Consider the following 23,820-nt stretch of genomic DNA (forward strand, 5'->3'; position numbering starts at 1 on the left):
GCGGCCGCTGCGAAGGCGGCCGCCGTTCCGGTGTCCGAGGTCGAGGCGGCTTAGGCCAGGACGACGATGGTCACGCGGCGGTTCTGCGAACGCCCCTCGGGCGTGTCGTTCGAGGCCACCGGCTGTTCCTGGCCATAGGAGATGGTGGCCATGCGGTTCAGGGCGACGCCCTGGCGGTTCAGGAAGCGACGCACGGCCTCGGCGCGTTGCTCGCCCAGCTGGTCGTTATGCTCGGGCGTGCCGGTCGAGTCGGTGTAGCCCTGGATTTCCAGATAGACGTTCTTGTTCTCGCCCTGCAGACGCTGGGCGAACTGGGCCAGGCGCTGCTCGGCCTCGGGCGACAGGGCCGCCGCGTCGGTGGGGAATTTCACGGAATCGTCCGACAGCACGACCTGATAGAGGAACTTGCCCTCGGCCAGTTTGTGCGCGTCGTTGGCGCGTTGCAGGGCCTGGCCTGCGGTGCCTTCGACGGTGGTCACGCGGTTGTCGACGACTTCGACCTGATCACGCACGAAACGATGGCTGGCGCAGCCGCTGGCCGCAAAGCCGAGGGCGATGAGGGCGCCGCCGACGACCGCCGTCCTGAGTTTCGATCTGCTCAAGTTCTGTCTCCTTCTTGCCGGGAGCGCCACACCCAGTTCATGCGCAAGATGAAAATGGCGTATGAGACAAGGCGGAGTAATGACGCGCTTTGGGCGGCATCGTGTCAGCTTGACCATAAGCAGACCGAATATTCGCGTTATTCTTGCATGAGCATGGAACCACCGCCTCAGTGAAGACGTTGCGCCGCCGACGGCCGATGCCGGAGGGCGGACACGCTCATCTATCGCCGCCCTGCGCAGTCGCACGGTTGTATTCACGCCGACGCCACTTTCCTGACGCGACCGAATGTTTTCAACGGGGCCTGTTGGTTTTTTACAGGCGTTTTGTCCCGATGACCATGCGGCGGCGTGTTCAACTCCCATCACGGATCGGCGATTGAGCGCGGCGCGCACACGGCGCTGGGCGCTGGCGGCGACGCCGATCCTGGCCGCGCATCTGGGGCTGGCGCTGCTGATGCGCGGCGGTGCGGAGCCGATCGTCGAGGCGCCGCAGTCGTCGCCGATGATGGTCGAACTGGTCGAGCCGCCCCCGCCGCCTCCCCCGCCCGCGCGCGTGATCGCGCCCGATCCCTCGCCCAAGCCCGACGCGCCGGCCGCCGCCGCCCAGGCGGCCGCGCCGCCCAAACCTGCGCCCCAGCGGCGACCGCCGGCCGTGGCGGCGGCGCGACCGCGACTGGTGGTCAGCAAACGCCCGCCCGACGTCGAACCCCTGCCCGCCGCGCCCGCCCCGCCGGGTCCGCCCCTGCCCTTGCTGGGCGCGGCACAGATCGCCGGCGCCATGACGGTCGGCTCAGGTCCGGGCGGCGGCGGCGGAAAGGGCGTCGGCGGATCGGGCGGCTCGGGCGGGACCGGCGCGGGTTCAGGCTCGGGCGGCGGGTCGTGCGACATGGTGCGCTGGGTCCAGGACGCCGTTCGCGACGACCAGGCCGTGCGCCGCGCCGTCATCGCCGCATCCCAGGACATGGAGGCGAACGGCCGCGCCATTCTGGTCTGGAACGGCGACTGGCTGCAAAGCCGCAACCAGGCCGGCAAGGGTCTGGCGGGCGTGCGCCAGGCCATCGCCCTCGAAGTCGCCTTCGCCCCGGCCGAGTGCAAAAGCCAACGCATGACGGGCCTGGCGGTCCTGAAGCTGGAAGACCGCCCCGGCGGCGCGCAACTGGCCCTCGGCAAGGGCAGCTGGCGCTGGTCGGACCTGCTGGGCGCGGGCTGACGGGCCGACGCCCATTCAGACGGTCGCCCGCAAAAAACACCGTCTAATTCGTCTAATTCGTCTGATCTCTCCCTCTCCAAGCCTGCGGCGCCTCACCTGCGGAAGAACCGATACAGGATCGCACGGCTTAGAAGCGTGGGCAGGAAGATGACGCCGGCGGCCGATAGAAGATTGAAAATATTGGACTGACCTCAGGCGAATAGGATGGCCGGCCTCTTGGTGATCGTGCGTCGAGCGGAGCGAAACTGGAGGATCACGAAAGAAAGACGCGCGCGCGGTTGCGCTCCCCTCGCCGGACACGCACCTAGCCTGCCATGCCCGTCTCTCCTGACTATCGCCCCGAACCGCGCTTCTTCGATTTGGGCGCGGACTATGCCGATGCGGTTCAGGCCGCGGATTTTCCGCAGACGATCCTGCGGTTTCGCAACGACCGCGCGGCGGCCGAGGTCGGGCTGGAGGGGCTGAGCGAGGCGGAATGGATCGCGGCGTTCAAGCGGTTCGAACCCCTGCCGGGCCAGCCCGGTCCGATCGCCATGCGCTATCACGGGCATCAGTTCCGGCACTACAATCCCGATCTGGGCGACGGGCGCGGGTTTCTGGCGGCGCAGATGCGCGCTCAAGCAACGAGCGACCGCGTCGCGAGTGATAGCGCTCAAGGCCGGCTGCTCGACCTGGGAACCAAAGGCACCGGCCAGACGCCCTGGTCGCGCGGCGGCGATGGGCGGCTGACGCTGAAGGGCGGGGTGCGCGAGGTTCTGGCGGCGACGATGCTGGAGGCGCAGGGCGTCCCGACCAGCCGCGCCTTTTCGCTGATCGAGACCGGCGAAGCGCTGGAGCGCGGAGACGAGCCGTCGCCGACGCGGTCGGCTGTTCTGGTGCGGCTGTCGCACAGCCATGTGCGGTTCGGGACGTTCCAGCGCGCCGCCTATCTGGGGCGCAAGGACCAGATCGAAGCGCTGATCGAACACGTGCGCAGCCTGTATCATCCGGGCGTCGCCGCCGGCGATGCGCCCGGTCTGCTGCGAGCCGTCGTCGAGGCCTCGGCGAAACTGACGGCGCGGTGGATCGCCGCCGGCTTCGTGCACGGGGTTCTGAACACCGACAATCTGAACGTCACGGGCGAGAGCTTCGACTACGGCCCCTGGCGGTTCCTGCCTGAATACGACCCGGCCTTCACCGCCGCCTATTTCGACCAGACGGGCCTGTACGCCTTCGCGCGTCAGCCCGAGGCGGTGTTCTGGAACCTGACGCAGTTGGCCGGGTGCCTGAAACTGGTCGCCGAGGTCGAACCGTTGGCGGATGCGCTGAACGGCTTCGGTCCCGCCTATATCCGCGAACTGCGGGCCGCCTTCCTGATGCGGCTGGGCGTCCACAGCCTGGGCGAGGCGGCGGATCAGCGGCTGGTCGATACGACGCTGGCCCTGCTGCGGGAGGGCGGCGCGGCGCTGCGGTGGGAGCCGCTGTTCTTCGACTGGTTCGGCGGCTTCGCCTCCTCGGCCCGCGCCCTGTCGGGACCGCGCGCGAAACTGTACCAGGGCGAGGCCTTCGACGCCTTCCGCTTTGCGTTGATGGAACACGAACCCGACCGGATCGAACGACTGGAGCATCCGATGTTCGCCGCGCGCGAACCGGAGGAGATGCTGATCGGCGAGGTCGAGGCGATCTGGGCCGCCATCGCCGACGCCGACGACTGGGCGCCCTTCCAGGCCAAGCTGGATCGACTGGAGGCGGCGCGTCTGGCTTGGGGTTTTACGGCCTGACGCCGAACCTTACGAAAGCTTCATCTCGTTTATCGATAATCTTCTTGCCCGTTTATCGATAAATCCATATCGATAGTCACCAAGGCGGTCGCGGAGGGCGACCCGAAGGGAAGGACTTTTGAGATGAAACTGATCGGCAAATATTCAATCGCAAGCGCTCTGCGCTGGTGCCTGGGGTTCGCAAACGTCTTCGTCATGCTGGCGACGATCGTCATGGCGATCTGCCTCTTGGGCAGCGTCGTATCGGCCGACTTCGCCGCAGGTTTCATCGACGGACTGAAGGACATGAACAGCAGCACGGGCCGTGAGCTGCAATGGCCGGAGCGTCTGACCTTGCTCGGCGCCTTCATGGCCTGCGGCTTCACCTGGTGGATCATCAACCGGCTGCGGCGCATCCTGCTGTCGGTCAATCAGGGCGACGCCTTCGAGTTCGCCAACGTCAAACGGTTGCAAGGCGTGGGTCTGGGCCTGATCGGCATCCAGCTGACGGCGCTGTTGCTGGTCTTCGTCGCCCCGCAGAGCATCGGCCAGTCGCCGTCCGACTACGACTTCGACCTGGGGTCCTGGCTGGGCATTCTGGTGGTCTTCATCCTGGCCGAGGTGTTCCGGCAGGGGTCGGCCATGCGCGACGAACAGCTGACCACGATCTGAGGAGCGCGCGCCATGATCATGATCCAACTGGACCGGCTGCTGCTCGAACGCCGGATGTCCCTGACCGAACTGTCCGACCGCGTCGGCGTCACCCTGGCCAATCTGTCGATCCTGAAGACCGGCAAGGCCCGCGCGGTGCGCTTCTCGACCCTGGACGCCCTGTGTCGCGAACTGGATTGCCAGCCCGGCGACCTGATCGTCCAGATGCCGGGGCCGCAGCCCGAAGACTGAAGTCGCGCGTCGCAAATCCTTGTGGGGCATTGGGAATCGGCCCAATGCCCCCGGCCCGTAACAGAAAGTCATCAACTGATGTCATCAGTTGATGTCATCGCATGATGACAACGCTCTGAAGCGCCGCTATATAGGCTTCAGCGAACGGCTCCCCGGGGAATGCCCCAAGGCCGGATCGCAGCCGTTCATGACCTTCAGGCGTCCTCCCCGATGACCACCTCGACCTTCACCACCGCGCCGTCGCGCAACCGCGCCGCCTACGCCAACATCGCCCTTTGGACGCTGCAGGGCTGGATCGCGATGTTCTTCATCGCCGCCGGCTACGCCAAGCTGACCGAGCCGATGACCAATCTGATCAATCTGATGGGCTGGCCCGCCGTCGCGCCCGAGAACATGGTGCGCGGCCTGGGCGTGGTCGAGATCGTTCTGGCCATGGGCGTGTTGAGCCCGCTGATCTCGTGGCGGGTGGGTCGCCCGCTGCTGCTGACGGCGACGGTCGGCCTGATCGTCATGGAAGCGACCATGATGATAATCCACGCGTTGAGCCAGGACTTCGGCCTGGCGGCGGTAAACGCCGTCCTGCTGGCCATCACCGTCCCGGTGCTGCTAGGCCGCCGTAAGGCCTGACTGAAAGAGATCGAACGCCGGACCCCTCTCCCCCCTGCAGTCCGGCGTTTGCGCCCGGAGCTTCCCCCCAGGCTCCGGGCTTTTTCGTGCCTGATCGTCGGCGCGAGAGAAAAGCTTACCCTTACGTGCGCGTAAGCCTCTTCCCTTTACGCGCACGTCAAGTTATGAAGGCCTATGGCCACCGCCGACGACCACCGCACCTATTCCATTCGCCAGCTGTGCCGCGAGTTCGGCGCCACGGCGCGCGCCCTTCGATTCTATGAGGACAAGGGCCTGCTGACGCCCGCGCGCAAGGGCCAGACCCGCGTCTATGACGCGCGCGACCGCGCCCGGCTGAAACTGATCCTGAGGGGCCGCCGCATCGGCTTTACCCTTCAGGAGATCCAGGACATGATGGATCTCTATGATCAGAAGGATCACAACGTCCACCAGATGGCCGTGGCCCTGGTGCGGCACCGCGCCCAGATCGCGGCGCTGAAACAGCAGCTGGAAGACATCGAAGGCGCCATCGAGACGGCCGAACAGGCCTGCGCCTGGATGGAATCCAAACTGTCCGAACACCGCCCCGACCTGCTGCCGGGCGCCGAAGACTACGAGAAGCTGCTGCGCGCGCGTCTCAACCACGACCACCACCACCCCTTCAAAGCAAGAGCGTAATCCATGGCCTACAAGGCGCCTGTCCGCGACTTCACCTTCATCCTGAATGAAGTGCTGGAGATCGACCGCTACACCAACCAGCCGGGCTTCCAGGACGTCTCTTCGGATCTGGTCAGCCAGATTCTGGAAGAAGGCGCCAAGTTCGCCGAGGAGGTCATCGCCCCGATCAACAATCCGGGCGACAAGGAAGGCTGCCACTGGGCCGAGGGCGGCGTGGTGACGGGACCCAAGGGCTGGAAGGAAGCCTACAAGGCCATGTCCGAAGCCGGCTGGATGGCGCTGGCCGCCGACCCGGCCTACGGCGGTCAGGGCATGCCCAGCGTGGTGGCCTCGGCCTTCGGTCAGATGACGGCCGGCGCCTCGGCCGCCTTTTCGATGTATCCGGGCCTGACGGCGGGCGCCTATGCCGGCATCCACGCCAATGCCTCCGAAGAGTTGAAGCAGAAATATCTGCCCAAGATGGCGACCGGCGAATGGTCGGGCACGATGAACCTGACCGAGCCGCAATGCGGCACGGACCTTGGCATGGTGCGCACCAAGGCCGTGCCCAACGGCGATGGGTCGTATTCGATCACCGGCCAGAAGATCTGGATCTCGGCGGGCGAGCATGACTTCGCCGACAACATCATCCACACGGTGCTGGCCCGCGTCGAAGGCGCGGTTCCGGGCATCAAGGGCCTGTCGCTGTTCGTCGTGCCCAAGTTCCTGGTCAATGAGGACGGGTCGCTGGGCGAGCGCAACAGCCTGGAATGCGCCGGCCTCGAGCACAAGATGGGCATCCACGGCAACGCCACGGCGGTCATGCAATATGACGGCGCCAAGGGCTGGCTGATCGGCGAAGAAGGCCGCGGCATGAACAATATGTTCGTGGTGATGAACGAGGCCCGCCTCGGCACCGGCCTGCAGGGCCTGGCCATCGGCACCGCCGCCTATCAGGCCGCCGTCGAGTTCGCCAAGGATCGCCTGCAAGGCCGTTCGCTGACCGGACCGAAGAACCCGGACGGCCCAGCGGACAGCATCATGGTCCACCCCGACGTGCGCCGCATGCTGCTGGAATCCAAGGCCTTCGTCGAAGGCGGCCAGGCCTTCATCCTGTGGACTGCGCTTCACGCCGATCTGGAGAAGTCCGAGGACGCCGCCGTGGCCCAGAAGGCCAAGGATTACATGGGCCTGCTGACGCCGGTGCTGAAGGCCTATCTGACCGACAAGGGCTTCCACGTCGCGTCGCTGGGCATGCAGGTGCATGGCGGTTCGGGCTACACCGAACACTTCACCGCCTCGCAGTATCTGCGCGACGCCCGCATCACCATGATCTACGAAGGCACCAACGGCATCCAGGCGCTGGATCTGGTCGGCCGCAAACTGCCCGCCAACGGCGGCCGCGCCATCATGACCTGGTTCGGCGAAATCGACGCCTTCGTCGCCGAGAACAGCGGCAATGAGGCCATCAAGCCCTTCGTCGACGGCCTGGCCGATGTGAAGGCCAAGCTGCAGGACGGCACCATGTGGCTGATGCAGAACGGCATGGCCAATCCGGACAACGCCGGCGCCGCCTCGACCGACTATCTGAACGTCTTCGGCCTGACGGCCCTGGCCTATATGTGGGCGCAGATGGCCAAGGTCGCTCAAGCCCAGGTCGAGGCCGGTTCGACCGACCCCTACTACGCCGCCAAGCTCCAGACCGGCCGCTACTTCGTCGAGCGCATCCTGCCCGACGCGGAAGCCCATCTGAAGAAGATGAAGACCGGCGCCGACGTGCTGATGGCGATGCCGGCCGAGTCGTTCTGATCAATCGACTGGCCTTGCCTTCGGCAAGGCCAGTCGTAACTGCTCAAGTTCGAACTCTTGAAGGGAAAAGGGGCCTTTAACGGAAACCGACGGATCCACCAGCGGCCCATCGAGAGACCGTAAAATATAATAGTAGCTCAGATGACTGCCGTCGTTGTCCTCATCAACGCTGGCGACAACGTAGCGATTGTCGTAGCCCACCTCGAACACCGTGGCGGGAACTCGCTCAACGCAGTTTCCATCTGGAAGCGAATAGCAGAGCATCTGCTCCGCTTGGGCATCGGTGGCGACCAGTCGATAGGGACCTACGACACCCTGATCTATCACCGGCCCGTTGCAGGCCGCCAAGGCCAACGTCGCCGACAGTAGAAAACGCCGCATAGCTTAGTATCCATCTCCAAGGTCCGGCGACAATGACCGGCGCCGCATATTTCGGGAAGACGCCATGAACGTGCTCAACAGCCCAGACCCCGACTTCATGAAGGAAGAAGAGATCACCCTCTTCTCCGACAGCGTCGGCAAATGGATCGACGAGCACGCGCCGCTCGAGAAGGTGCAGCAATGGATCGCCGACTCCTCGGTGCCGCGTCAGCTGTGGAACGACGCCGGTGAGGCGGGTCTGCTGGGCCTGTCGCTGCCGGAAGAGGACGGCGGTTTCGGCGGCGACTATCGGCACGAGGTCGTGCTGATGCGTCAGCTGGGCTGGAAGGGCGCGGACCACTTCGGCATCTCGCTGCACAATGCGATCGTCATGCCCTACATCTGGCATTACGGCACCGAGGAGCAGAAGCAGCGCTGGCTGCCGCGCCTGCAATCGGGCGAACTGGTCGGCGCCATCGCCATGACCGAACCGGGCGCCGGCTCGGACCTGCAAGGCGTCAAGACCACGGCGGTCAAGTCGGGCAACGGCTATGTCGTCAACGGGTCCAAGACCTTCATCACCAACGGCCAGCTGGCCAACTTCCTGATCGTGGTCGCCAAGACCGATCCGGCCGAGGGCGCCAAGGGCACCTCGCTGATCGTGGTCGAGACCGACGGCGCGGAAGGGTTCGAGCGTGGTCGCAACCTGCACAAGATCGGCATGGAGGCCAACGACACCTCCGAACTGTTTTTCAACGACGTGAAGGTTCCCGGCGACAACATCATCGGCGGGACCGAGGGCCAGGGCTTCGTCCAGCTGATGCAGCAGCTGCCCCAGGAGCGGCTGAACATCGCCGTCCAGGGCGTCGCCGCCGCCGAGCGCGGCCTTGAGGCGACGCTGGCCTATGTCAAGGAGCGCAAGGCGTTCGGCAAACGCGTCATCGACTTCCAGAACACCCAGTTCAAACTGGCCGAGGTCAAGACCAAGCTGACCGTCGCCAAGGTCTTCACCGACCACTGCATCGGCCTGCACCTGCAAGGCAAACTCGACGCCGCCACCGCCTCCATGGCCAAATACTGGGTCACCGACATCCAGGGCGAGACCATCGACGAGATGCTCCAGCTGCACGGCGGCTACGGCTATATGAACGAATATCCGATCGCCCAGCTGTACAAAGACGCCCGCGTCCAGCGCATCTACGGCGGCACCAACGAGATCATGAAGCTGCTGATCGCGCGGACGCTGTAAGGATATCGATCCGTCCCTTGTGATCCAGGGCTTTCGCTTCGCTGCGGCCGGGATGACAAGCGGTTTGCGTCAGGTCATGTAGGGGGATGATCCGCCTTCACGTTACATCGCCGCTGGCCCCCGCCGCCCCCGTCGCGCCCACGCTGGACCAGTCGCGCTATCTGACCCAGGTCATGCGGCTGAAGGCCGGGGATGAGCTGCTGGTGTTCAACGGGCGCGACGGGGAGTGGCGCTGCACGGTCGCGGAAGTGCTGAAGAAGGGCGTGATCCTGCGCGCCGAGGAACAGGTGCGATCCCAGACCTTCGGCCCCGATCTGGAACTTATCGTGGCGGTGGTGAAGAAGGCGCGCGTCGAGACCATCGTGGAGAAGGCCGCCGAACTGGGCGCACGCCGGGTACGGCTGGTCCTGACGAAACGCACCAACGCCGACCGCATCCGCCTGGACCGGCTGGACGCCATCGCCGAGGAAGCCGCCGAACAGACCGGGCGGATGGACGTGCCCGCCGTCGATGATCCGATCAAGCTGGACGCCCTGCTGGACGGCTGGGAAACCGGACGCCGGCTAATGTTCTGCGACGAGACGGGCGGGGCGCCCGCCGTCTCGTCCCTGCGCGACGCAGGCGAAGGCCCGTGGTCCATCCTGATCGGGCCGGAGGGCGGGTTCTCGCCGGAAGAGGGCGAGCGGCTGCGGTCCCTGCCCTTCACCACCGCCGTGTCGCTGGGCCCGCGCATCCTGCGCGCCGACACCGCCGCCATCGCCGCCATGACCCTGTGGCAGGCGGCCGTCGGTGATTGGGCGCGATAGAATACTCTGCCCCACCCCTTGAGGAACTTGGCTTTAGCCGCCATCTAGCCGCGACAGCAGGGGTTACAGATGGCCGAGAACGCGCCGCTTTCCAGAGACGCTCTGATCGAGGCCATGTCCAAGGGGATCAAGCCCAAGGACCAGTGGCGCATCGGCGCCGAGCACGAGAAGTTCGGCTTCGACAAGACCACCCTGGCGCGCCCCGCCTATGAGGGCCCGAACGGCATCAAGGCCATGCTGGAGGGGCTACAACGCTTCGGCTGGTCGCCCGTCGAGGAAAACGGCTTTCTGATCGGACTGGAGCGCAGAAACAGCGAAGGCTTTGTCGCCTCCGTCAGCCTGGAGCCGGGCGGTCAGTTCGAGCTGTCCGGTGCGCCGCTTCTGACCATCCATGACATCTGCAACGAGACCGGCCAGCATCTGATGGAGGTCAAGCAGGTCGCCGACCAGATCGGCGTCGGCTTCCTGGGCGCCGGTTTCGACCCGCTGTGGACGCGCGAACAGGTGCCGGTCATGCCCAAGGGCCGCTACGACATCATGCGCGCCTATATGCCCAAGGTCGGCACCCTGGGCCTGGACATGATGCTGCGCACCTGCACCATCCAGGCCAACCTCGACTTCGATTCAGAAGCCGACATGGTGATGAAGTTCCGCACCTCCCTGGCGCTGCAACCCATCGCCACCGCCCTGTTCGCCTGTTCGCCCTTCACCGAGGGCCGCCCCAACGGCTTCCTGTCGGCCCGCGCCAACGTCTGGACCGACACCGACGCCGACCGCACGGGCATGCTGGGCTTCGTGTTCGAGGACGGGTTCGGCTTCGAGCGCTACGCCGACTATGCGCTGGACACGCCGATGTATTTCGCCAAGCGCGACGGCCGTTACATCGACGCCTCGGGCCAGTCGTTCCGCGATTTCCAGGCCGGCAAACTGCCCGCCCTGCCCGGCCAATATCCGACCCTGAAGGACTGGAACGACCACCTGACCACCCTCTTCCCCGAGGTGCGGCTGAAGGCCTATCTGGAAATGCGCGGCGCCGACGGCGGACCGTGGAGCCGGATCTGCGCCCTGCCCGCCCTGTGGGCCGGGGTTCTGTACGACGCGCCGTCGCTGGCCGCCGCCTGGGATCTGGTCAAGGACTGGGACATCGCCGACCACGAGCGTCTGCGCCGCGATGTGACCCGCCTGGGTCTGAAGGCCGAGGTGGCGGGCCGGTCGGTGCGCGACATCGCCGTCGACCTGGTGAACATCGCCAAACAGGGGCTGAAGAATCGCGCCAAATTCTCGGGCGGGATGGTGGACGAGCGCGGCTATCTGTCGGAACTGGAAGACATCGCCGACAGCGGCGTCACCCCGGCCGAGCGCCTGCTGGACCTGTATCACGGCGCCTGGCAGGGCGACGTGAAGCGCATCTACGCCGACTTCGCCTACTAGGGGACGGTGTAGTCCGAGCGGTCGGGTAGCGGGCTGTCCGGCCGGTATTCGCCGGCCTTAACGTCAAAGGTGAACCGGCGAATGACGCTGCATTTCGGATCGCGCGCGGCGATCAGGTCGGCAGGCTTCAGCGGCGGCTTCTCCAGCGAATCTTCGGATCGCGAGGCGCCGCGCGGATAGGCCGTCGCCGTCGTCTCATAGGTCAGGACCGGCATCGCATCCGCCGCGTCGCTCGCGGTCAGGGTCGCAGCGAAACTGTATTCGTCGTGACAGGCGCCGGCGGGCTGGGTCATGTCCTCCTCGCTGAAGCAGGCGCGGATCATCAGCGAACCCTGCATCGGCACGGTCAGCACCGGCGCGGCGCCGGCCTCGCCGTCGGCATCCAGCCGATAGAGCCGCAACTCCGTCGCCTGTCCCCCGCCGCCGGAATACATGGTGCGGCTCTCCCTCTCGACCCCGGCCAGAAACCCGCCGTCCGCCAGCCGGATCAGGCCATTCCAGGGTTTGTAATTGTCCACCTCGCCCGACGCTCCGTTCGGCGCGGCCGGCAGGGCGTCAGGCGCTCAGATAACCGGAGTGAAGACCGGCTCGCCGTCACGCGTCTGCGGGTGCAGACCGACGCACAGGGCCCCGTCGGCTGTGCAGGCCCGATCCTCAGCCAGGGTCAGGGGTTCGATCCCGTCCCCGGATGGCGGGGATTGGAGCATGGCGATCGCGGCGAGGAGCAAGATCATGCGCCGACCCTAACCCAGACCGCGCACAACGCCATCGGCTCTTTTCGACCCGCCGCAAAGGCGAGCTTAACGGATGCGCCGTAACATGGGTCTCAGTCCGAGAGAGTGCGCAATGACCTGTTCGCCCGTTGCGGCCCTGGCCTTCCCCACAGCCGATGTCGATCTGGACACCTTCTTCGATGTATCGCTGGATCTGCTGGTGGTGCGCGAGTTGGACGGGCGCGTGGTCAAGGCCAGCGCTTCGTGGTTTACGGTGCTGGGCTATCGCCCCGACGAGATCGAAGGCCAGGGCCTGCTGCGCCTGATTCACCCCGACGACCACGCCGCCACCCGCCAGAGCATCGTCGAGGTCGAAAACCGGCGGCCGGGCGATCCGGTCATCGGCCAGATCAACCGCTATCGCCACAAGGCCGGTCATTACGTCACCGTCGAATGGCGCGCCCATCGTCAGGGTGACCGCATCTATGGCATCGCGCGCGACGTGACCGAAAAGGTCGCCGCCGAACGCGCCCTGCGCGAGGCCACCGCCGCCGCCGAGGCCGCCAACCGCGCCAAGTCCGACTTCCTGGCCAATATGAGCCATGAAATCCGCACGCCCCTGAACGGCGTGATCGGCATCGTCGACGCCTTGTCGCGCACAGAGCTGACGCCCGGGCAGGCCGAGATGGTGGCCCTGATCGGACGATCCGGCGTGACGTTGGAACGGCTGGTGTCCGACATTCTGGACGTGTCCAAGATCGAGGCCGGGCATCTGGACCTGGAAAGCCGACCCTTTGATCTGGACGAGGCCGTCGCCGCCCCGCTGGATGTCATGCGCCTGAAGGCCGAGGCCAAGGGACTGACCTTCGACATCCGCCGCGACGCCGATGCGCGCGGCGTGTTCGTCGGCGACAGCACCCGCATCCGTCAGGTGCTCGACAATCTGCTGTCCAACGCCATCAAGTTCACCCACCAGGGCTCGGTCGCCGTCACCCTTGCGGTGGACGAGGATTCCGACGGCCTGACCCAGCTGACGCTGCGGGTCGAGGATACCGGCGTCGGCTTCTCCTCAGAACACGCGGCCCGTCTGTTCGATCGGTTCAGCCAGGCGGACAGCACCATCACGCGCCGGTTCGGCGGCACGGGCCTGGGCCTGTCGATCTGTCGTTCGCTGGTCGAGCTGATGGGCGGGCGGATTTCAGCCGCCTCCACGCCGGGCGTCGGCAGCCGGTTTACCGTCGAGATCCCCCTGACGCGCGCCGCCTCCCTGACCGAACACGATGCCCAACGACGCGCGCGTGCGGCCGAGGCCGACCGCCCCCTGGCGCCCCTGCGCGTGCTGCTGGCTGAGGATCACCCGGTCAATCAGCGCGTCGTTCAGCTGATCCTGGCGGCGCACGCCATGCAGGTCGTCACCGTCGCAGATGGCGAACAGGCCCTGGCCGCCTTCCAGTCCGAGACCTTTGACCTGATCCTGATGGACATGCAGATGCCGGGCATGGACGGCCTGACCGCCACCCGCGCCATTCGCCAGATCGAGGCCGCCCGCCCTGATTGGGTCCGCACGCCGATCATCATGCTAAGCGCCAACGCCATGAGCGAGCACCGCGACCAGGCGCGCGACGCCGGCGCCGACCTGCACGTCCCCAAGCCCATCACGGCCGCCAGCCTGCTGGCTGGCATCCAGGCGGCGACCGCGCCCTGATCCGACATTGACAAAGTTTGCCAAGCGGCCATTGTCGTTGATAGGAAGCTGACCATGGCGACGATGAACATCTCACTGCCCGATCCAATGAAGGCCTGGGTCGAGGAACAGGCGAAATCCGGGCGCTACGCAAACACGTCGGACGTGGTGCGCGACCTAATCCGCCGCGAGCAGGTCAAGGCCGAGAAGATTGCGCATTGGCAAAGGCTGATCGTAGAGGCCGACGCCTCCGGTGTTTCCGACCAGTCGCCACGTGAAGTGATCGAGGAACTGCGCGCCCAGTTGCGACGCGCCTCCTGATGCTCCGCCTAAGCCGCGCGGCGCGGGCGGACTTGCAGCAGGTCTATCTGCAAGGCCTCGAGCTGTTCGGGAGCTGTCAGGCCGATGACTATATCGAGGGTCTGTTCGCGAAACTGGACTTGCTTGCGGATTTTCCACGTCTTGGGGCGGCTCGACCAGAGTTGAGCGCGGACGCCCATGTGTTCTTCTACAAAAGCCACGCCATCCTCTATCGAATCGACGATGCGGACGTGTTCGTCCGACGCATTCGGCACGCGCTGGAAGACTGGCAGTCCGACGCAACTGGCGTCGGATCGAGCGACGAACGGAGCGAACCATGACCCACCCCATCCATGTCGGCATCGGCGGCTGGACGTTCGAGCCTTGGCGCGGGGTCTTTTATCCAGAGGGTTTGGTTCAGAAGCGCGAGCTGGAATATGCGGCGTCGAAACTGACCTCGATCGAAATCAACGGCACCTATTATTCGACCTTCAAGCCCGACAGTTGGCGCAAATGGCGCGACGAGACGCCGGACGGCTTCGTCTTTTCGGTCAAGGCCAGCCGCTATTGCACCAATCGCAAGGTGCTGTCCGAAGGCGCGGAAAGCTTCGACAAGTTCCTGAGCCAGGGCCTGACTGAACTGGGCGACAAACTGGGACCGATCAACTGGCAGTTCATAAAGTGCTTCACCTAAAACGACGGCGTGCTACACGCTCTCAATGACCGTAGCCTACAGCTACCTACGCTACTCTTCGAAGGCGCAGAGGCTTTCGCATTCGCTGAAGCGACAGCTTGAAGCTGCCGAACTCTGGGCAGCAAAGCGTCCTGATGTAATCCTCGACACAACGACGCGAGACCTCGGCGTCAGTGCATTCAAGGGCGAACATCGTGTTCGCGGTGCACTTTCGTCCTTTCTCGATAGGATCAAGACCGGCCAAATCGCGCCCGGCTCCTATCTCTTGGTGGAGACATTCGACCGCTTGTCTCGTGAGAGCGAAATGGTCGCTGTGAACCTTTTGTCGTCCATCGTTCTCGCTGGCGTCCGGGTCGTCACACTGCGGGACGGTCACGAGTATCATGAGGGTTCGGACGGCATGGACATCATGCGCGCGGTCATTGTCATGTCGAGGGCGCATAACGAGAATAAGGAACGCGGAGAGAAACTGGCTGCGAAGTGGGCCGAGAAAAAACAACTCGCCCGCCAAGGCGTGAAGGTAAGCCGTAGAGGTCCGTCATGGACTATCTGGAACCCCGATAGGAAGGACTTCGACCTCGACGGGAAGAAGGCCGAGGTGGTTTGCCGCATCTTCCAAGACTGCATCGACGGCCTCGGGATCACGGCGATATCATCGCGCCTCAACCGCGAGAAGGTGGAGCCGTTCGTGACCGGGACGGATGGCTGGCACCAACATCGCGTCTTGACGATTCTTCGGTCGCCCTCCGTCTGCGGCTACTATCAACCGACCCTAACAACAAACCGGCCGGGCCAGCGGATGCTTCGGGTGGCCGAAGGCGACGCTATCGCGGACTACTATCCGCGAATCATATCCGACGATGTTTTTAATCTTGCTCAAGACCGGATCGCTCGCCGAAATAAGAGAGGCGGCGGTAAGGGCAAGCGCGGCAAGCTTTTTCCGAACTTGTTGATCGGTGTTGGACGCTGCGAAGAGTGTTTTGGCACCCTCATCCTCGGCTCTCGTCACAACAGCCAGAAAGTGCGTCACTACCGATGCTACCAGCAGAGCCGAGCGCACCGGTGCAACAACATTTCGCGCTACTTGACGTCTGATGTGGAAGACCGGCTGCGGTTCTTCTTGATAAAAGGACGGCTCGAAGAGCACGTCCAAGAGGCCGACCTCTACGCTCTGCGAGTGAAACTGGCCGAGATCGAAGGCATCAAGCGGGCGATCAAGAATCTGGTGGACGCGATTGAGAAGGGTGGACTTGCTCTCGCTGAACGGGCGCACGAGCGGCAGATTGAGTTGAAAGGGCTGGAGCGAGAGGCGGATGAACTCCGGGCTTCGGCGACCGTGCGTCAAAAGCGGGGCACCGAAGCCACTCTTCGCGAGGCGGCGGAATGGCTTACCAAGGTTCAGGACGAAACTGATGCGACCGAAACCTTCAAGCACCGTTCCAAGGCCAACGCATTGCTGAATGACCTATTCGACTGGATTATCCCGACCGCTAACGGCCTATGGCTGGGAAGCAGCACCACGGCCCGCTGGGTCGGCGACAACGCGATGAGCCTTCCGTTCGATATCCCGGCGGATTTGAAACCGACTGCAAAGGCTCTGGCCAACTACCGTGGAGAGACGATGCTAACCCATGGCGAAGCCATGACCGTCGTAGAAGCCGAAGCCTTCAAAAGAGAACTTCAAAGAGCTTCGGCGTGCGCCGAGAACGTGGGCAGTTTCGAACAGTAGGAAATGCTGCGGCGAATAGAGTGCTTTTGCAGTGACAATCCGGCGATGTGCGAGAGAATGACGCAACGCAACTCGGAGGTCATTTGAGCCAGCACACCATCGTCTTCGATCTCGAAACTGTGCCCTGCACCGACACGCTCGCGCGCCTTCACGGACGCGATGTTCTCACCGACGATGAGGCGGTAGAAATCCTTGGAGAGAAATTCCCCAAGCTTCCGCTCCACAAGGTCGCTGTGCTCGCTGCCCTCGTGGCAGAGCGTGTCGAGGGAGTCTGGCGCGTAAGGTCGCTGGGTGCACCGCACATCGGTGACCGAACAGAAGTCGATTTGATCTCCGCGTTCGCCGCCCGCGTGGACAGCCTTCGACCGACTTTGGTGACCTTCAACGGCAATGGGTTCGACATGCCGGTCCTGCGCTACCGGGCGATGGTCAACGGCATCGCCGCTCCCGGCCTGACCGCTCGCCCCTACTTCAAGCGCTACGATCAGGCGCACGTCGATCTGTGCGACGAACTCGCCAGCTTCCAATCGAACGCGAAGGCATCGTTGGACGACCTGTGCAAGATGATGGGCCTTCCGGGGAAACCGGAGGGAATCGACGGCTCGAAGGTCTGGGAGCACGTTCGAGCCGGTCGCATCCAAGAGTGCGCCAACTACGGGGAGACCGATGTTGTGAACACCTACCGGGTGTGGCTGCGCCACGAACTTTTCCGAGGCGCAATCACGGAGGAACAGATGGTTGGAAGCGAGGCTGACCTGACCGCCTTCATCACGGCCCGGCTCGGCGAACGTCCGCATCTTGCGTTTCTCGTTGCCCCACCTGCGGAGGGCGACGGCGGTGTGCGGACGCTTTGAGACCACAGGCAAGTTCAGTTGGGCCGAAATCCACGCGGCCCTTTCCACCTATGCACCGGTGACGACAGCCCCTCTGAATTTCGAACCCAATGACGATGTGCGGCCGACGACCAGTCAGGCCACCGCAAGGCTCGGCGAAGACGGTTGGATCGTGGAGAAGATGCGATGGGGCCTCGTGCCCTTCTGGCGCAACGGCAAGCCGCTCAAGGACACCGAGAAGGGCAAAGGCGACGGCTTCAAGCTGACCACCTTCAACGCCCGATCAGAGACCTGTGCGGGCACATCCACCTTCCGCGAAGCCTTCGGCAAGCGACGTTGCATCGTCCCCGCCTCGGCATGGTTCGAATGGACCGGCGACAAGGGTTCGAAGACCAAGCATCGCTTCGCCCGCGCAGACGGTGACCTCCTCTGGTTCGCCGGTATCTGGGATCGCGTGATCACACCCGACGCGGGCGAGTTCGGGAGCTTCACGATCATCACGGCAGAGTCGTCCGGTTGGCTCGGCGAGTATCACTCTCGCGCGCCGGTGATCCTTGAGCGCGACGATTGGGGCCTATGGCTGGACCCGTCCGCCGACGCTCGCGAATTGTTCGCGGCGGTGCGTCCCGAACGGTTTGGGCTGGATTAAGCTCGAACTTCCATCAGATCGCTGATCCGCGTCGTGTAGCGAGGCGACCGGTTGTTCGCTCGCGTGGACCACGATGATGTTTTGCCAATCCCGCCCGGCCGGAGTGTCCCTCGACCGAACCGAGCGTTCACCGCGTCCAGCGCCGTCATCAGTTTCTCGGATCGCACTGGGTCCACAGTCGGTAGCAGATCGCGCGGTGCGTCCTTCGCAAGCTGGAGGTCCAGCAGGATCACGCCGCACTTGGCGTAGCGCGTATCTGATCGCCACATCCACCGCCCGGCGGCGACCGCTTGTCGGATGATCGCGAAGCTGTCGGCTGTCGGCTCGATCTCGAACGACCGCTGACCATGATACCAAGGGTCGCCGTTGTGCGGATGGGTATGGAAGAACACCTGCATCGCATTGGCTTCCAGTCCATGCTTTCGACACTTCTCCGCAGCGCGTGAAGCGTGAGCCGCCAGTGCCTCGCGCATGTCCTCCCAAGTCTCGACCAGCCGTCCAAACATCCGCGTGACGGCGACGGTTTGCTTCTGATCTGGAGCGAGGGTCAGCGGCATGCAGGACACCCCATTCAGTTCGGCATGGGTTCGCTGGCCTGTGACGGTCATGAGCTTCCTGACGGACGCGCTCGGCAACGCCGCGAACTGCTCGACGGTGAAGATGCCCTGATTGTTGAGCTTGGTCTGACTGGCCCCGCCGACGCCCCATATCTCGCTGATCGGCATTTGTGCGAACGCCTGACGCCGGGCGTCGAGGTCGCTGAAATCGGACACGCCGGTCGGCCCGCCCTTCGCGTGCTTGTTCGCCAGCTTCGCCAGCGTCTTCGTCGGCCCGATGCCGATGCAGGTTGGAATCTTGGTGATCTGACGCACCCGATCCCGAACCCGGCGGCAGTAGGCGACCCCCGCGAACTGCGTCAGGTCCAGAAACATTTCATCTATCGAGTATGGTTCGACGCGCTGGAAGCTGTCGGACAAAACCTCGAACACCCGGCGGCTCATATCGCCGTAGAGGGCGTAGTTCGACGATTTCGCGATGACTGCCCGATACTCCGGCTTGCGCTTCGACAGGTGCCAGACCTCGCCCATCTTGATCCCAAGTGCCTTCGCCTCGGCTGAACGGGCTATGGCGCAGCCGTCGTTGTTCGACAGCACGATCACCGGCTTGCCAATGAGCGTCGGGTCAAAGGCCCGCTCGCAGGAGACGTAGAAGTTGTTGCCGTCGATTAGGCCGAACATCAGACATCCGTCCGAACCAGCGCGGCGATCATGGCCCAGACCTCGGTGTCGTCGGACAAGGGCTGGGGCGTTTGGTTCGAAGGCTCCAGCCACCATTGGCCGTCCTTCTCCATCAGCACCGCCAGCACCACGTCGCCATGCAGGAAGGCCACGCAGACCTTGCCGGTGATCGGCGGGGCGTCGGTTGTCACCACGAGGATGTCGCCTCCGTGAATGCCGCGCCTTCGCAGCCCTTCGCCCTTCACTCTTACGGCGTATCGTTGCGGGCGCCGAAGCTGCAAAAGGTCAGCGAGATCGGGCACGCCTTCGATGTGATCCTGCGCCGGGCTTTGGAAGCCCGTCGTGTCATCGCCCTTGTAAGCGGCTACTCCCATACGAGAACGTATGGAGAACATTTAATCGGCTGGGAAGTGAGATTGATCGCCCTACTGTGGGCAAAACGTGGATGATGTGGTGGTCATGTGTGGCGACATCCTCTGAATGCATCTTCAGATCGGTTCGAAGGAAACACCAGCGACCTTCCCGGTGGGGAAACTCGTCATCAACCGATGTCGATTAAAGGGTCTGAGAAGCAAGGAGTGGACTATGGATCGGGCAGAGTTCGAAGCCATACGAGAAAAGGTCAGGGCACGGCGAGAAGCGAGGGAGGCAGAAGCCGACGCGACATGGGCGGAAAACTACGCGGCGATGGTCGAGCGCAATGGTGGACCTGAAGCCTATTTTGGACCGCTGACCACTTACGACACCGCTGACCAATTCTTGGCCGCTCTCACGAAGAAGACACGCGGCTAGACCTGCGACGATTCCAGCAGCATGCCCCGACCGCCCGGCAACGTCCGATAAAGCGTGCTGGGCGCCACGCCCACCTGCCGAGCAATCTCGGACATCGAAAGCTGATCGTCGGCCATCAGCGCCTTGGCGATCTTAAGCTTCGTGTCATCCATCGCCTTGGGACGGCCACCGAGACGACCACGGGCAATCGCGGCCTTCCGCCCGGCTTCACAGGCGAGACGTTTCTGTTCGACTTCATACTGTCCGAGCGCTGCCAAGGTATGGACTGCCAGCCGACCGCTCGGCGTCGTGCTGTCGATGGCCTCGCTCAAGGACTTCAGTCCGATGTCGCGGCGGGTAAACTGATCAACGAGATCGAGGATTTGACGGACTTCTCGTGCAAGCCGGTCAAGCCGCAAAACCACCACGGTGTCCCCGGCTCTGGCGAACTGGAGAAGTTCGGTTAGCTGTGGCCGATCAGATCGTGTGCCGGAAGCTGTCTCGATGAATATGCGTTCGCACCCGGCTCGCTCCAGCGCGTCGATCTGGGACTCGTGGTTTTGACCGCGAGCCGAGCACCTCGAATATCCGATCAGCATACGTTTCCGAAAACCCCTGAAAGCCCCGCGTTGTCGGAGATAGATTTCAGGATACGGTATTCGGAGAGTCTGTCACCCATATTGGATGATTAACGAGAGACTTCCACAGCCTCTGACCGACATCTCCCAGAAGTATACCTTTTGAGATCGCGTTTTTTTGAGCGAAGTCTGCGGCCAGTGGCGGTGACCGCCGGGTCGTTCAGGGATCGGCTCGACCGTCCAGCGGCAGGACGAACATCCGGCTGTAGCGATAACCGCCGTCACTTGTCGGGAACACCACGAAGTCCTCGCCAGCGTGGTCTACGGCCTCTCGCACCAGATCGCTGAACTCGTCCAGACGGTCGGGCTTGCCGACCAGAGTGAAACCGTGCGTCTCGGACTTTACCTCGCAGGCCGGGGAACCTTGGATCAGTTTATCCAGTAGCCTTCCCATGGCGGAAGGAAAACACCGGTCGTTGGAGCGGTCAAGCTGGGAGACTTGCAGGATCGTCACGGGCGCACCCTCCGGCCGCTTCGCGACCGTCAGAAGGGCTGGGCTTTCGAGCCGACGAGATGTGAACTGCTCTGGCCAAGCCAAGCGACATTGCGCCCGGTTGAAGAAGGCATGTGGTGCCGACGCCGGATGGCGTCGCCAGCAACTTCGAGATCGGCGGAAGAGGCCGATCTCTTTGTTGCAATGCATTCGCTTTGATGGGGGAGGAGCCGGATTCCTCGACCCCATCCAGTTCACGACGTAGCGACACGGCTCTCGATAGGCCGAGCGGCTCGCCGGGAGGCCGTGATCGAAGGCGTGGAGCCGTCGCGTGTAGCGCGGCGCAATGTCTCGGCAGTCGAGGATCAGGCAACGCCCCAGCGCGTCACGCCAATCCTCTAAAGACTATTAGACCAATGGCGTGACGGGATGCGCTCGTGACGACTGTAATAAGAATCAACTGTCACGAAGTTTATAGTCAGCACGATTATCTGCGTGGTAAATACTGATTATGTCGCACGCATAGGGGCTGCGACCACAATCAACGATAAAATGAACACGCAGACTATTTACTACAGCAGCGCAGCTTGCGGTGCTGGGAAGACCAGATGGGCCGTCGAACGCATCGGCCGCACGCCCGGACGCTACATCTACGCGGTGGACCGCACAGAAGAGTTCGCCGTCCGCCAGAGCCTTATCATCAACAATGCCATCCAGTCGGGTGCTTCGGTGAGGGTTTGCTCGCTGTCCAGCGAGGCTGGCAACGTCGTTTCCCGCGACTTCCCGCTGATGATTGAGCGTTGCAGCGACGAAGAGCACGTCGTCCTGATCATGACCCACGAGGCGGTCAAGAGGGTGGATCACTCGGCCGTCGAGGGTCGGGGTTGGACGATCATCATCGACGAAGACCCCAAGGTCTGGACATCGGGATCGTTCGATCTTGGTGCGTCCACTCCGTTCTGGGAAGCAACCTACAATCTGGAGCCATTCGCCAAGGGCTACTCCAAACTCCTTCCGAAGGCCGACGCGCCCTCCTGCCGTGCTCTTGCTGCTGACGACCTCACCCGCCCGGTCGCAGCGCTTCACAACCGGGTTCAGCGGGGGGGAGCCGTGATCAATCTGGAAGCTTGGGAGGAACTCCAGCACCGCCAGAGGCTGACTTACTTCAGCATCTGGGATGTCACCGAATTGGCCGTCTACGACCGGGCTGTCATCCTCGCTAACAGCTTTACCAGCCTCATCACCTATCGGCTCTGCACGACGCTTCATCCCGGCGTGATCTGGAAGCCGATTTCCCTCGGTCAGAACACTGTCTGGCAGGGTCGTGATCTGACGATCAGATACGTCGCGGAGGATCATCGTGCGGGTTCGACATTTTTCGAGACGACCGAGGCTGGCCAACGAGCCGTTCAGGCATGGTGCGCTTGGGTTCGAACGAACGTCACCTCCGGGCAACACTATTGGGCAGCAAACAAGAAGCGGGGTGACCTGAAGCTGCCGGGCGAGCAGGTCTCCCCGAAGATCGCCGGGTCCAACAAATATAGGCTGTTGACCGAGTGCTCGGTCCTCTACAGCGCCAAGGCCAGCGATGCGGAGAACAAGGTGTTCGCCGCCATGACCTGCGGGCTGCTCGACCACGAGGCTGTGCGCCGAGATCGTGAGTTTGAAGACCTGATCCAGATCGTCTTCCGGTCGTCGCTCCGCATGCCCGACGATGTGCGCCCGGTGACGGTGACCGTCTATGACAAGGAACAGGCGACTTTCCTCGCCGACTATTTCAAGTCGGCGGGCTTTCCTTTCCGCACGTCCTTGGAGTTCATCGACCTCGGGCTGACCTACACGAAGGCCAAACCCGGCCCGAAGCCTGATCCGCTGAAGCCGCCGAAGAGTGCCGCTCAACGTGCGGCTGATTACCGTGCACGAAAGGCAGCAGCGTGATGACTCAGGACGAGATCAACGGGATGTTGGCCGCAGCGCTGGACGATGCCCAAAAGCGCATCGACGTGCAGGAGAAGTGCATCGAGATGTTGGTGGATCAGATCGAGGACATGGCCCACCAGATGACCGGCGTGTTGGAAGAAGCAAGAGTTGCTCGCCTCCACTACGCGGAGCAGCGAAAGCGGCTGGGTCTGACCGTCGATGTGACGGGTGGAAGTCTGATCGGAGGAGGCTTCGGAATTCCGGGGGGATGATCTTGACCGCGAGAGCGGACTCTCATCCGGTGTTGCCTGTCGCTATTCCCCTTGGGTTATGCTCCCTTCACAGGGTGGGAGAAGACAATGAAACGCAGACAGATTTTGACGATCCTCGCGGCGGCGACGTTGGCCGGTTGCGCGTCCACTTCGTCAATGATCGTTCCAGAAGCCACGGGGGCGCGCGTCGCTATCGTCAGCTTGGAAGGACCGCTCGGTTCTCAAGCAGTTGATTTGATATCGCAAGAGTTAGCCACCAGAGGGATCGCGGTCGTAGAAGCGGTCCGAGCGAGAGAAGTCATCGGAATCGACACCGATCTGTCGAATGCCTCACCGGCATCAGTGCAAGCTCTGTCGTCCTACGGCGAGGAACTCGGTGTGAGGTATCTCTTTACCGGCACGGTTTCAGCGGTGGGTGGTCCGCTTTACTCGTTCGACCATGTGAACATGACCCTTCGCCTGATCGACGTTCAGTCAGGTTGACGTGCCCCTGAGAATTTCCTCCACGCGGAGCTAGAGTCCGGCCCTTGAAAGGACGGACGGAATGAAACGAGCGAGATTCACGGAAGAGCAG

Annotated in this window: 28 protein-coding genes and 1 pseudogene; 21 read left to right on the forward strand and 8 right to left on the reverse strand. The window is 63.5% G+C overall.

Annotated features, from left to right (window positions below; all coding sequences use genetic code 11):
• Positions 1-50: 50 nt before the first annotated feature.
• Entirely contained in the window at positions 51-602 is a 552-nt protein-coding gene (locus HF680_RS13320; protein ID WP_039244254.1) for an OmpA family protein, read from the reverse strand.
• Between the two features lie 376 nt (positions 603-978).
• On the opposite strand from HF680_RS13320, the gene HF680_RS13325 reads away from it, so the two are divergent.
• The 7 genes from HF680_RS13325 (at position 979) to HF680_RS13355 (ending at position 7,526) form a co-directional block, all read left to right on the forward strand.
• Entirely contained in the window at positions 979-1,812 is an 834-nt protein-coding gene (locus HF680_RS13325) for a hypothetical protein (RefSeq protein WP_185225383.1), read from the forward strand.
• Between the two features lie 314 nt (positions 1,813-2,126).
• On the forward strand, positions 2,127-3,572 hold the full coding sequence (locus tag HF680_RS13330) for a protein adenylyltransferase SelO family protein (protein WP_185225384.1): 1,446 nt from the start codon (positions 2,127-2,129) through the stop codon (positions 3,570-3,572).
• A gap of 123 nt (positions 3,573-3,695) precedes the next feature.
• The gene (locus tag HF680_RS13335) at positions 3,696-4,223 is read left to right on the forward strand and encodes a DUF2975 domain-containing protein (protein ID WP_185225385.1); all 528 of its coding nucleotides are present in this window, start codon (positions 3,696-3,698) and stop codon (positions 4,221-4,223) included.
• Positions 4,224-4,235: 12 nt separating this feature from the next.
• The gene (locus HF680_RS13340; protein ID WP_185225386.1) at positions 4,236-4,454 is read left to right on the forward strand and encodes a helix-turn-helix domain-containing protein; all 219 of its coding nucleotides are present in this window, start codon (positions 4,236-4,238) and stop codon (positions 4,452-4,454) included.
• A gap of 210 nt (positions 4,455-4,664) precedes the next feature.
• Positions 4,665-5,081 carry a DoxX family protein gene (locus tag HF680_RS13345; protein WP_185225387.1) on the forward strand — a complete coding sequence of 139 codons (417 nt, stop codon included), beginning with the start codon at positions 4,665-4,667 and terminating at the stop codon, positions 5,079-5,081.
• A gap of 174 nt (positions 5,082-5,255) precedes the next feature.
• On the forward strand, positions 5,256-5,738 hold the full coding sequence (locus tag HF680_RS13350) for a MerR family transcriptional regulator (RefSeq protein WP_039244783.1): 483 nt from the start codon (positions 5,256-5,258) through the stop codon (positions 5,736-5,738).
• 3 nt (positions 5,739-5,741) lie between these two features.
• On the forward strand, positions 5,742-7,526 hold the full coding sequence (locus HF680_RS13355) for an acyl-CoA dehydrogenase C-terminal domain-containing protein (RefSeq protein WP_185225388.1): 1,785 nt from the start codon (positions 5,742-5,744) through the stop codon (positions 7,524-7,526).
• Here HF680_RS13355 and HF680_RS13360 read toward each other — a convergent pair whose 3' ends face one another.
• A complete protein-coding gene (locus HF680_RS13360; protein ID WP_185225389.1) occupies positions 7,527-7,907 on the reverse strand; it encodes a hypothetical protein in 381 nt (126 codons plus the stop codon).
• Positions 7,908-7,971: 64 nt separating this feature from the next.
• Here HF680_RS13360 and HF680_RS13365 point away from each other — a divergent pair, with 64 nt between their 5' ends.
• From HF680_RS13365 to HF680_RS13375, 3 genes are all read left to right on the forward strand, one after another.
• Complete coding sequence (locus tag HF680_RS13365) at positions 7,972-9,135, forward strand: acyl-CoA dehydrogenase family protein (RefSeq protein ID WP_185225390.1); 1,164 nt, start codon at positions 7,972-7,974, stop codon at positions 9,133-9,135.
• An 86-nt stretch (positions 9,136-9,221) separates the two neighbouring features.
• Positions 9,222-9,941, forward strand: a complete 720-nt coding sequence (locus tag HF680_RS13370; RefSeq protein ID WP_185225391.1) for a 16S rRNA (uracil(1498)-N(3))-methyltransferase — start codon at positions 9,222-9,224, stop codon at positions 9,939-9,941.
• Between the two features lie 69 nt (positions 9,942-10,010).
• Positions 10,011-11,372, forward strand: coding sequence for a glutamate--cysteine ligase (locus HF680_RS13375; RefSeq protein WP_185225392.1), 1,362 nt, complete (start codon positions 10,011-10,013; stop codon positions 11,370-11,372).
• Here the strand turns inward: HF680_RS13375 and HF680_RS13380 are convergent.
• Entirely contained in the window at positions 11,369-11,890 is a 522-nt protein-coding gene (locus tag HF680_RS13380) for a hypothetical protein (RefSeq protein WP_185225393.1), read from the reverse strand. The two genes, HF680_RS13375 and HF680_RS13380, sit on opposite strands and share 4 nt — an antisense overlap.
• 45 nt (positions 11,891-11,935) lie before the next feature.
• Positions 11,936-12,106 (reverse strand): hypothetical protein, encoded by a 171-nt coding sequence (locus HF680_RS13385; RefSeq protein ID WP_185225394.1) that lies wholly within the window; start codon positions 12,104-12,106, stop codon positions 11,936-11,938.
• Between the two features lie 112 nt (positions 12,107-12,218).
• On the opposite strand from HF680_RS13385, the gene HF680_RS13390 reads away from it, so the two are divergent.
• From HF680_RS13390 to HF680_RS13420, 7 genes and pseudogenes are all read left to right on the forward strand, one after another.
• Positions 12,219-13,790 (forward strand): ATP-binding protein, encoded by a 1,572-nt coding sequence (locus HF680_RS13390; protein WP_185225395.1) that lies wholly within the window; start codon positions 12,219-12,221, stop codon positions 13,788-13,790.
• Between the two features lie 54 nt (positions 13,791-13,844).
• Positions 13,845-14,090, forward strand: a complete 246-nt coding sequence (locus HF680_RS13395) for a type II toxin-antitoxin system ParD family antitoxin (RefSeq protein WP_045809783.1) — start codon at positions 13,845-13,847, stop codon at positions 14,088-14,090.
• The gene (locus tag HF680_RS13400) at positions 14,090-14,410 is read left to right on the forward strand and encodes a type II toxin-antitoxin system RelE/ParE family toxin (protein WP_185225396.1); all 321 of its coding nucleotides are present in this window, start codon (positions 14,090-14,092) and stop codon (positions 14,408-14,410) included. Before HF680_RS13395 ends, HF680_RS13400 begins: the two co-directional genes overlap by 1 nt.
• Positions 14,407-14,748 (forward strand): annotated as a pseudogene (locus HF680_RS13405) (DUF72 domain-containing protein); the annotation flags it as partial. The gene HF680_RS13400 and the pseudogene HF680_RS13405, both read left to right, overlap by 4 nt.
• A 40-nt stretch (positions 14,749-14,788) precedes the next feature.
• Complete coding sequence (locus HF680_RS13410; RefSeq protein ID WP_185225397.1) at positions 14,789-16,492, forward strand: recombinase family protein; 1,704 nt, start codon at positions 14,789-14,791, stop codon at positions 16,490-16,492.
• An 83-nt stretch (positions 16,493-16,575) separates the two neighbouring features.
• Entirely contained in the window at positions 16,576-17,346 is a 771-nt protein-coding gene (locus HF680_RS13415) for a 3'-5' exonuclease (RefSeq protein ID WP_185225398.1), read from the forward strand.
• Positions 17,291-17,974 (forward strand): SOS response-associated peptidase, encoded by a 684-nt coding sequence (locus HF680_RS13420; RefSeq protein ID WP_185225399.1) that lies wholly within the window; start codon positions 17,291-17,293, stop codon positions 17,972-17,974. Before HF680_RS13415 ends, HF680_RS13420 begins: the two co-directional genes overlap by 56 nt.
• Here HF680_RS13420 and HF680_RS13425 read toward each other — a convergent pair.
• Positions 17,971-19,212 (reverse strand): Y-family DNA polymerase, encoded by a 1,242-nt coding sequence (locus tag HF680_RS13425; RefSeq protein ID WP_185225400.1) that lies wholly within the window; start codon positions 19,210-19,212, stop codon positions 17,971-17,973. The two genes, HF680_RS13420 and HF680_RS13425, sit on opposite strands and share 4 nt — an antisense overlap.
• Positions 19,212-19,586: a LexA family protein gene (locus HF680_RS13430; RefSeq protein WP_185225401.1), complete on the reverse strand. Its 375-nt coding sequence runs from the start codon at positions 19,584-19,586 to the stop codon at positions 19,212-19,214. Before HF680_RS13430 ends, HF680_RS13425 begins: the two co-directional genes overlap by 1 nt.
• Before the next feature lie 106 nt (positions 19,587-19,692).
• Here HF680_RS13430 and HF680_RS13435 point away from each other — a divergent pair, with 106 nt between their 5' ends.
• Complete coding sequence (locus HF680_RS13435) at positions 19,693-20,004, forward strand: hypothetical protein (protein WP_185225402.1); 312 nt, start codon at positions 19,693-19,695, stop codon at positions 20,002-20,004.
• Here the strand turns inward: HF680_RS13435 and HF680_RS13440 are convergent.
• Together HF680_RS13440 and HF680_RS13445 are read right to left on the reverse strand one after the other, a co-directional pair.
• Positions 20,001-20,582, reverse strand: a complete 582-nt coding sequence (locus tag HF680_RS13440) for a recombinase family protein (RefSeq protein WP_185225403.1) — start codon at positions 20,580-20,582, stop codon at positions 20,001-20,003. The genes HF680_RS13435 and HF680_RS13440 overlap by 4 nt on opposite strands.
• A gap of 199 nt (positions 20,583-20,781) precedes the next feature.
• Positions 20,782-21,075 carry a hypothetical protein gene (locus tag HF680_RS13445; RefSeq protein ID WP_185225404.1) on the reverse strand — a complete coding sequence of 98 codons (294 nt, stop codon included), beginning with the start codon at positions 21,073-21,075 and terminating at the stop codon, positions 20,782-20,784.
• Between the two features lie 531 nt (positions 21,076-21,606).
• Between HF680_RS13445 and HF680_RS13450 the strand changes: the two genes are divergently transcribed.
• The 3 genes from HF680_RS13450 (at position 21,607) to HF680_RS13460 (ending at position 23,729) form a co-directional block, all read left to right on the forward strand.
• A complete protein-coding gene (locus HF680_RS13450) occupies positions 21,607-22,992 on the forward strand; it encodes a hypothetical protein (protein ID WP_185225405.1) in 1,386 nt (461 codons plus the stop codon).
• A complete protein-coding gene (locus tag HF680_RS13455; RefSeq protein ID WP_185225406.1) occupies positions 22,992-23,246 on the forward strand; it encodes a hypothetical protein in 255 nt (84 codons plus the stop codon). The genes HF680_RS13450 and HF680_RS13455 overlap by 1 nt, the downstream gene beginning before the upstream one ends.
• Positions 23,247-23,333: 87 nt before the next feature.
• Positions 23,334-23,729 (forward strand): hypothetical protein, encoded by a 396-nt coding sequence (locus HF680_RS13460; protein ID WP_185225407.1) that lies wholly within the window; start codon positions 23,334-23,336, stop codon positions 23,727-23,729.
• The last annotated feature ends 91 nt before the right edge of the window (positions 23,730-23,820 follow it).

The organism is Brevundimonas huaxiensis, from assembly GCF_014218725.1.
GTDB lineage: Bacteria > Pseudomonadota > Alphaproteobacteria > Caulobacterales > Caulobacteraceae > Brevundimonas > Brevundimonas huaxiensis.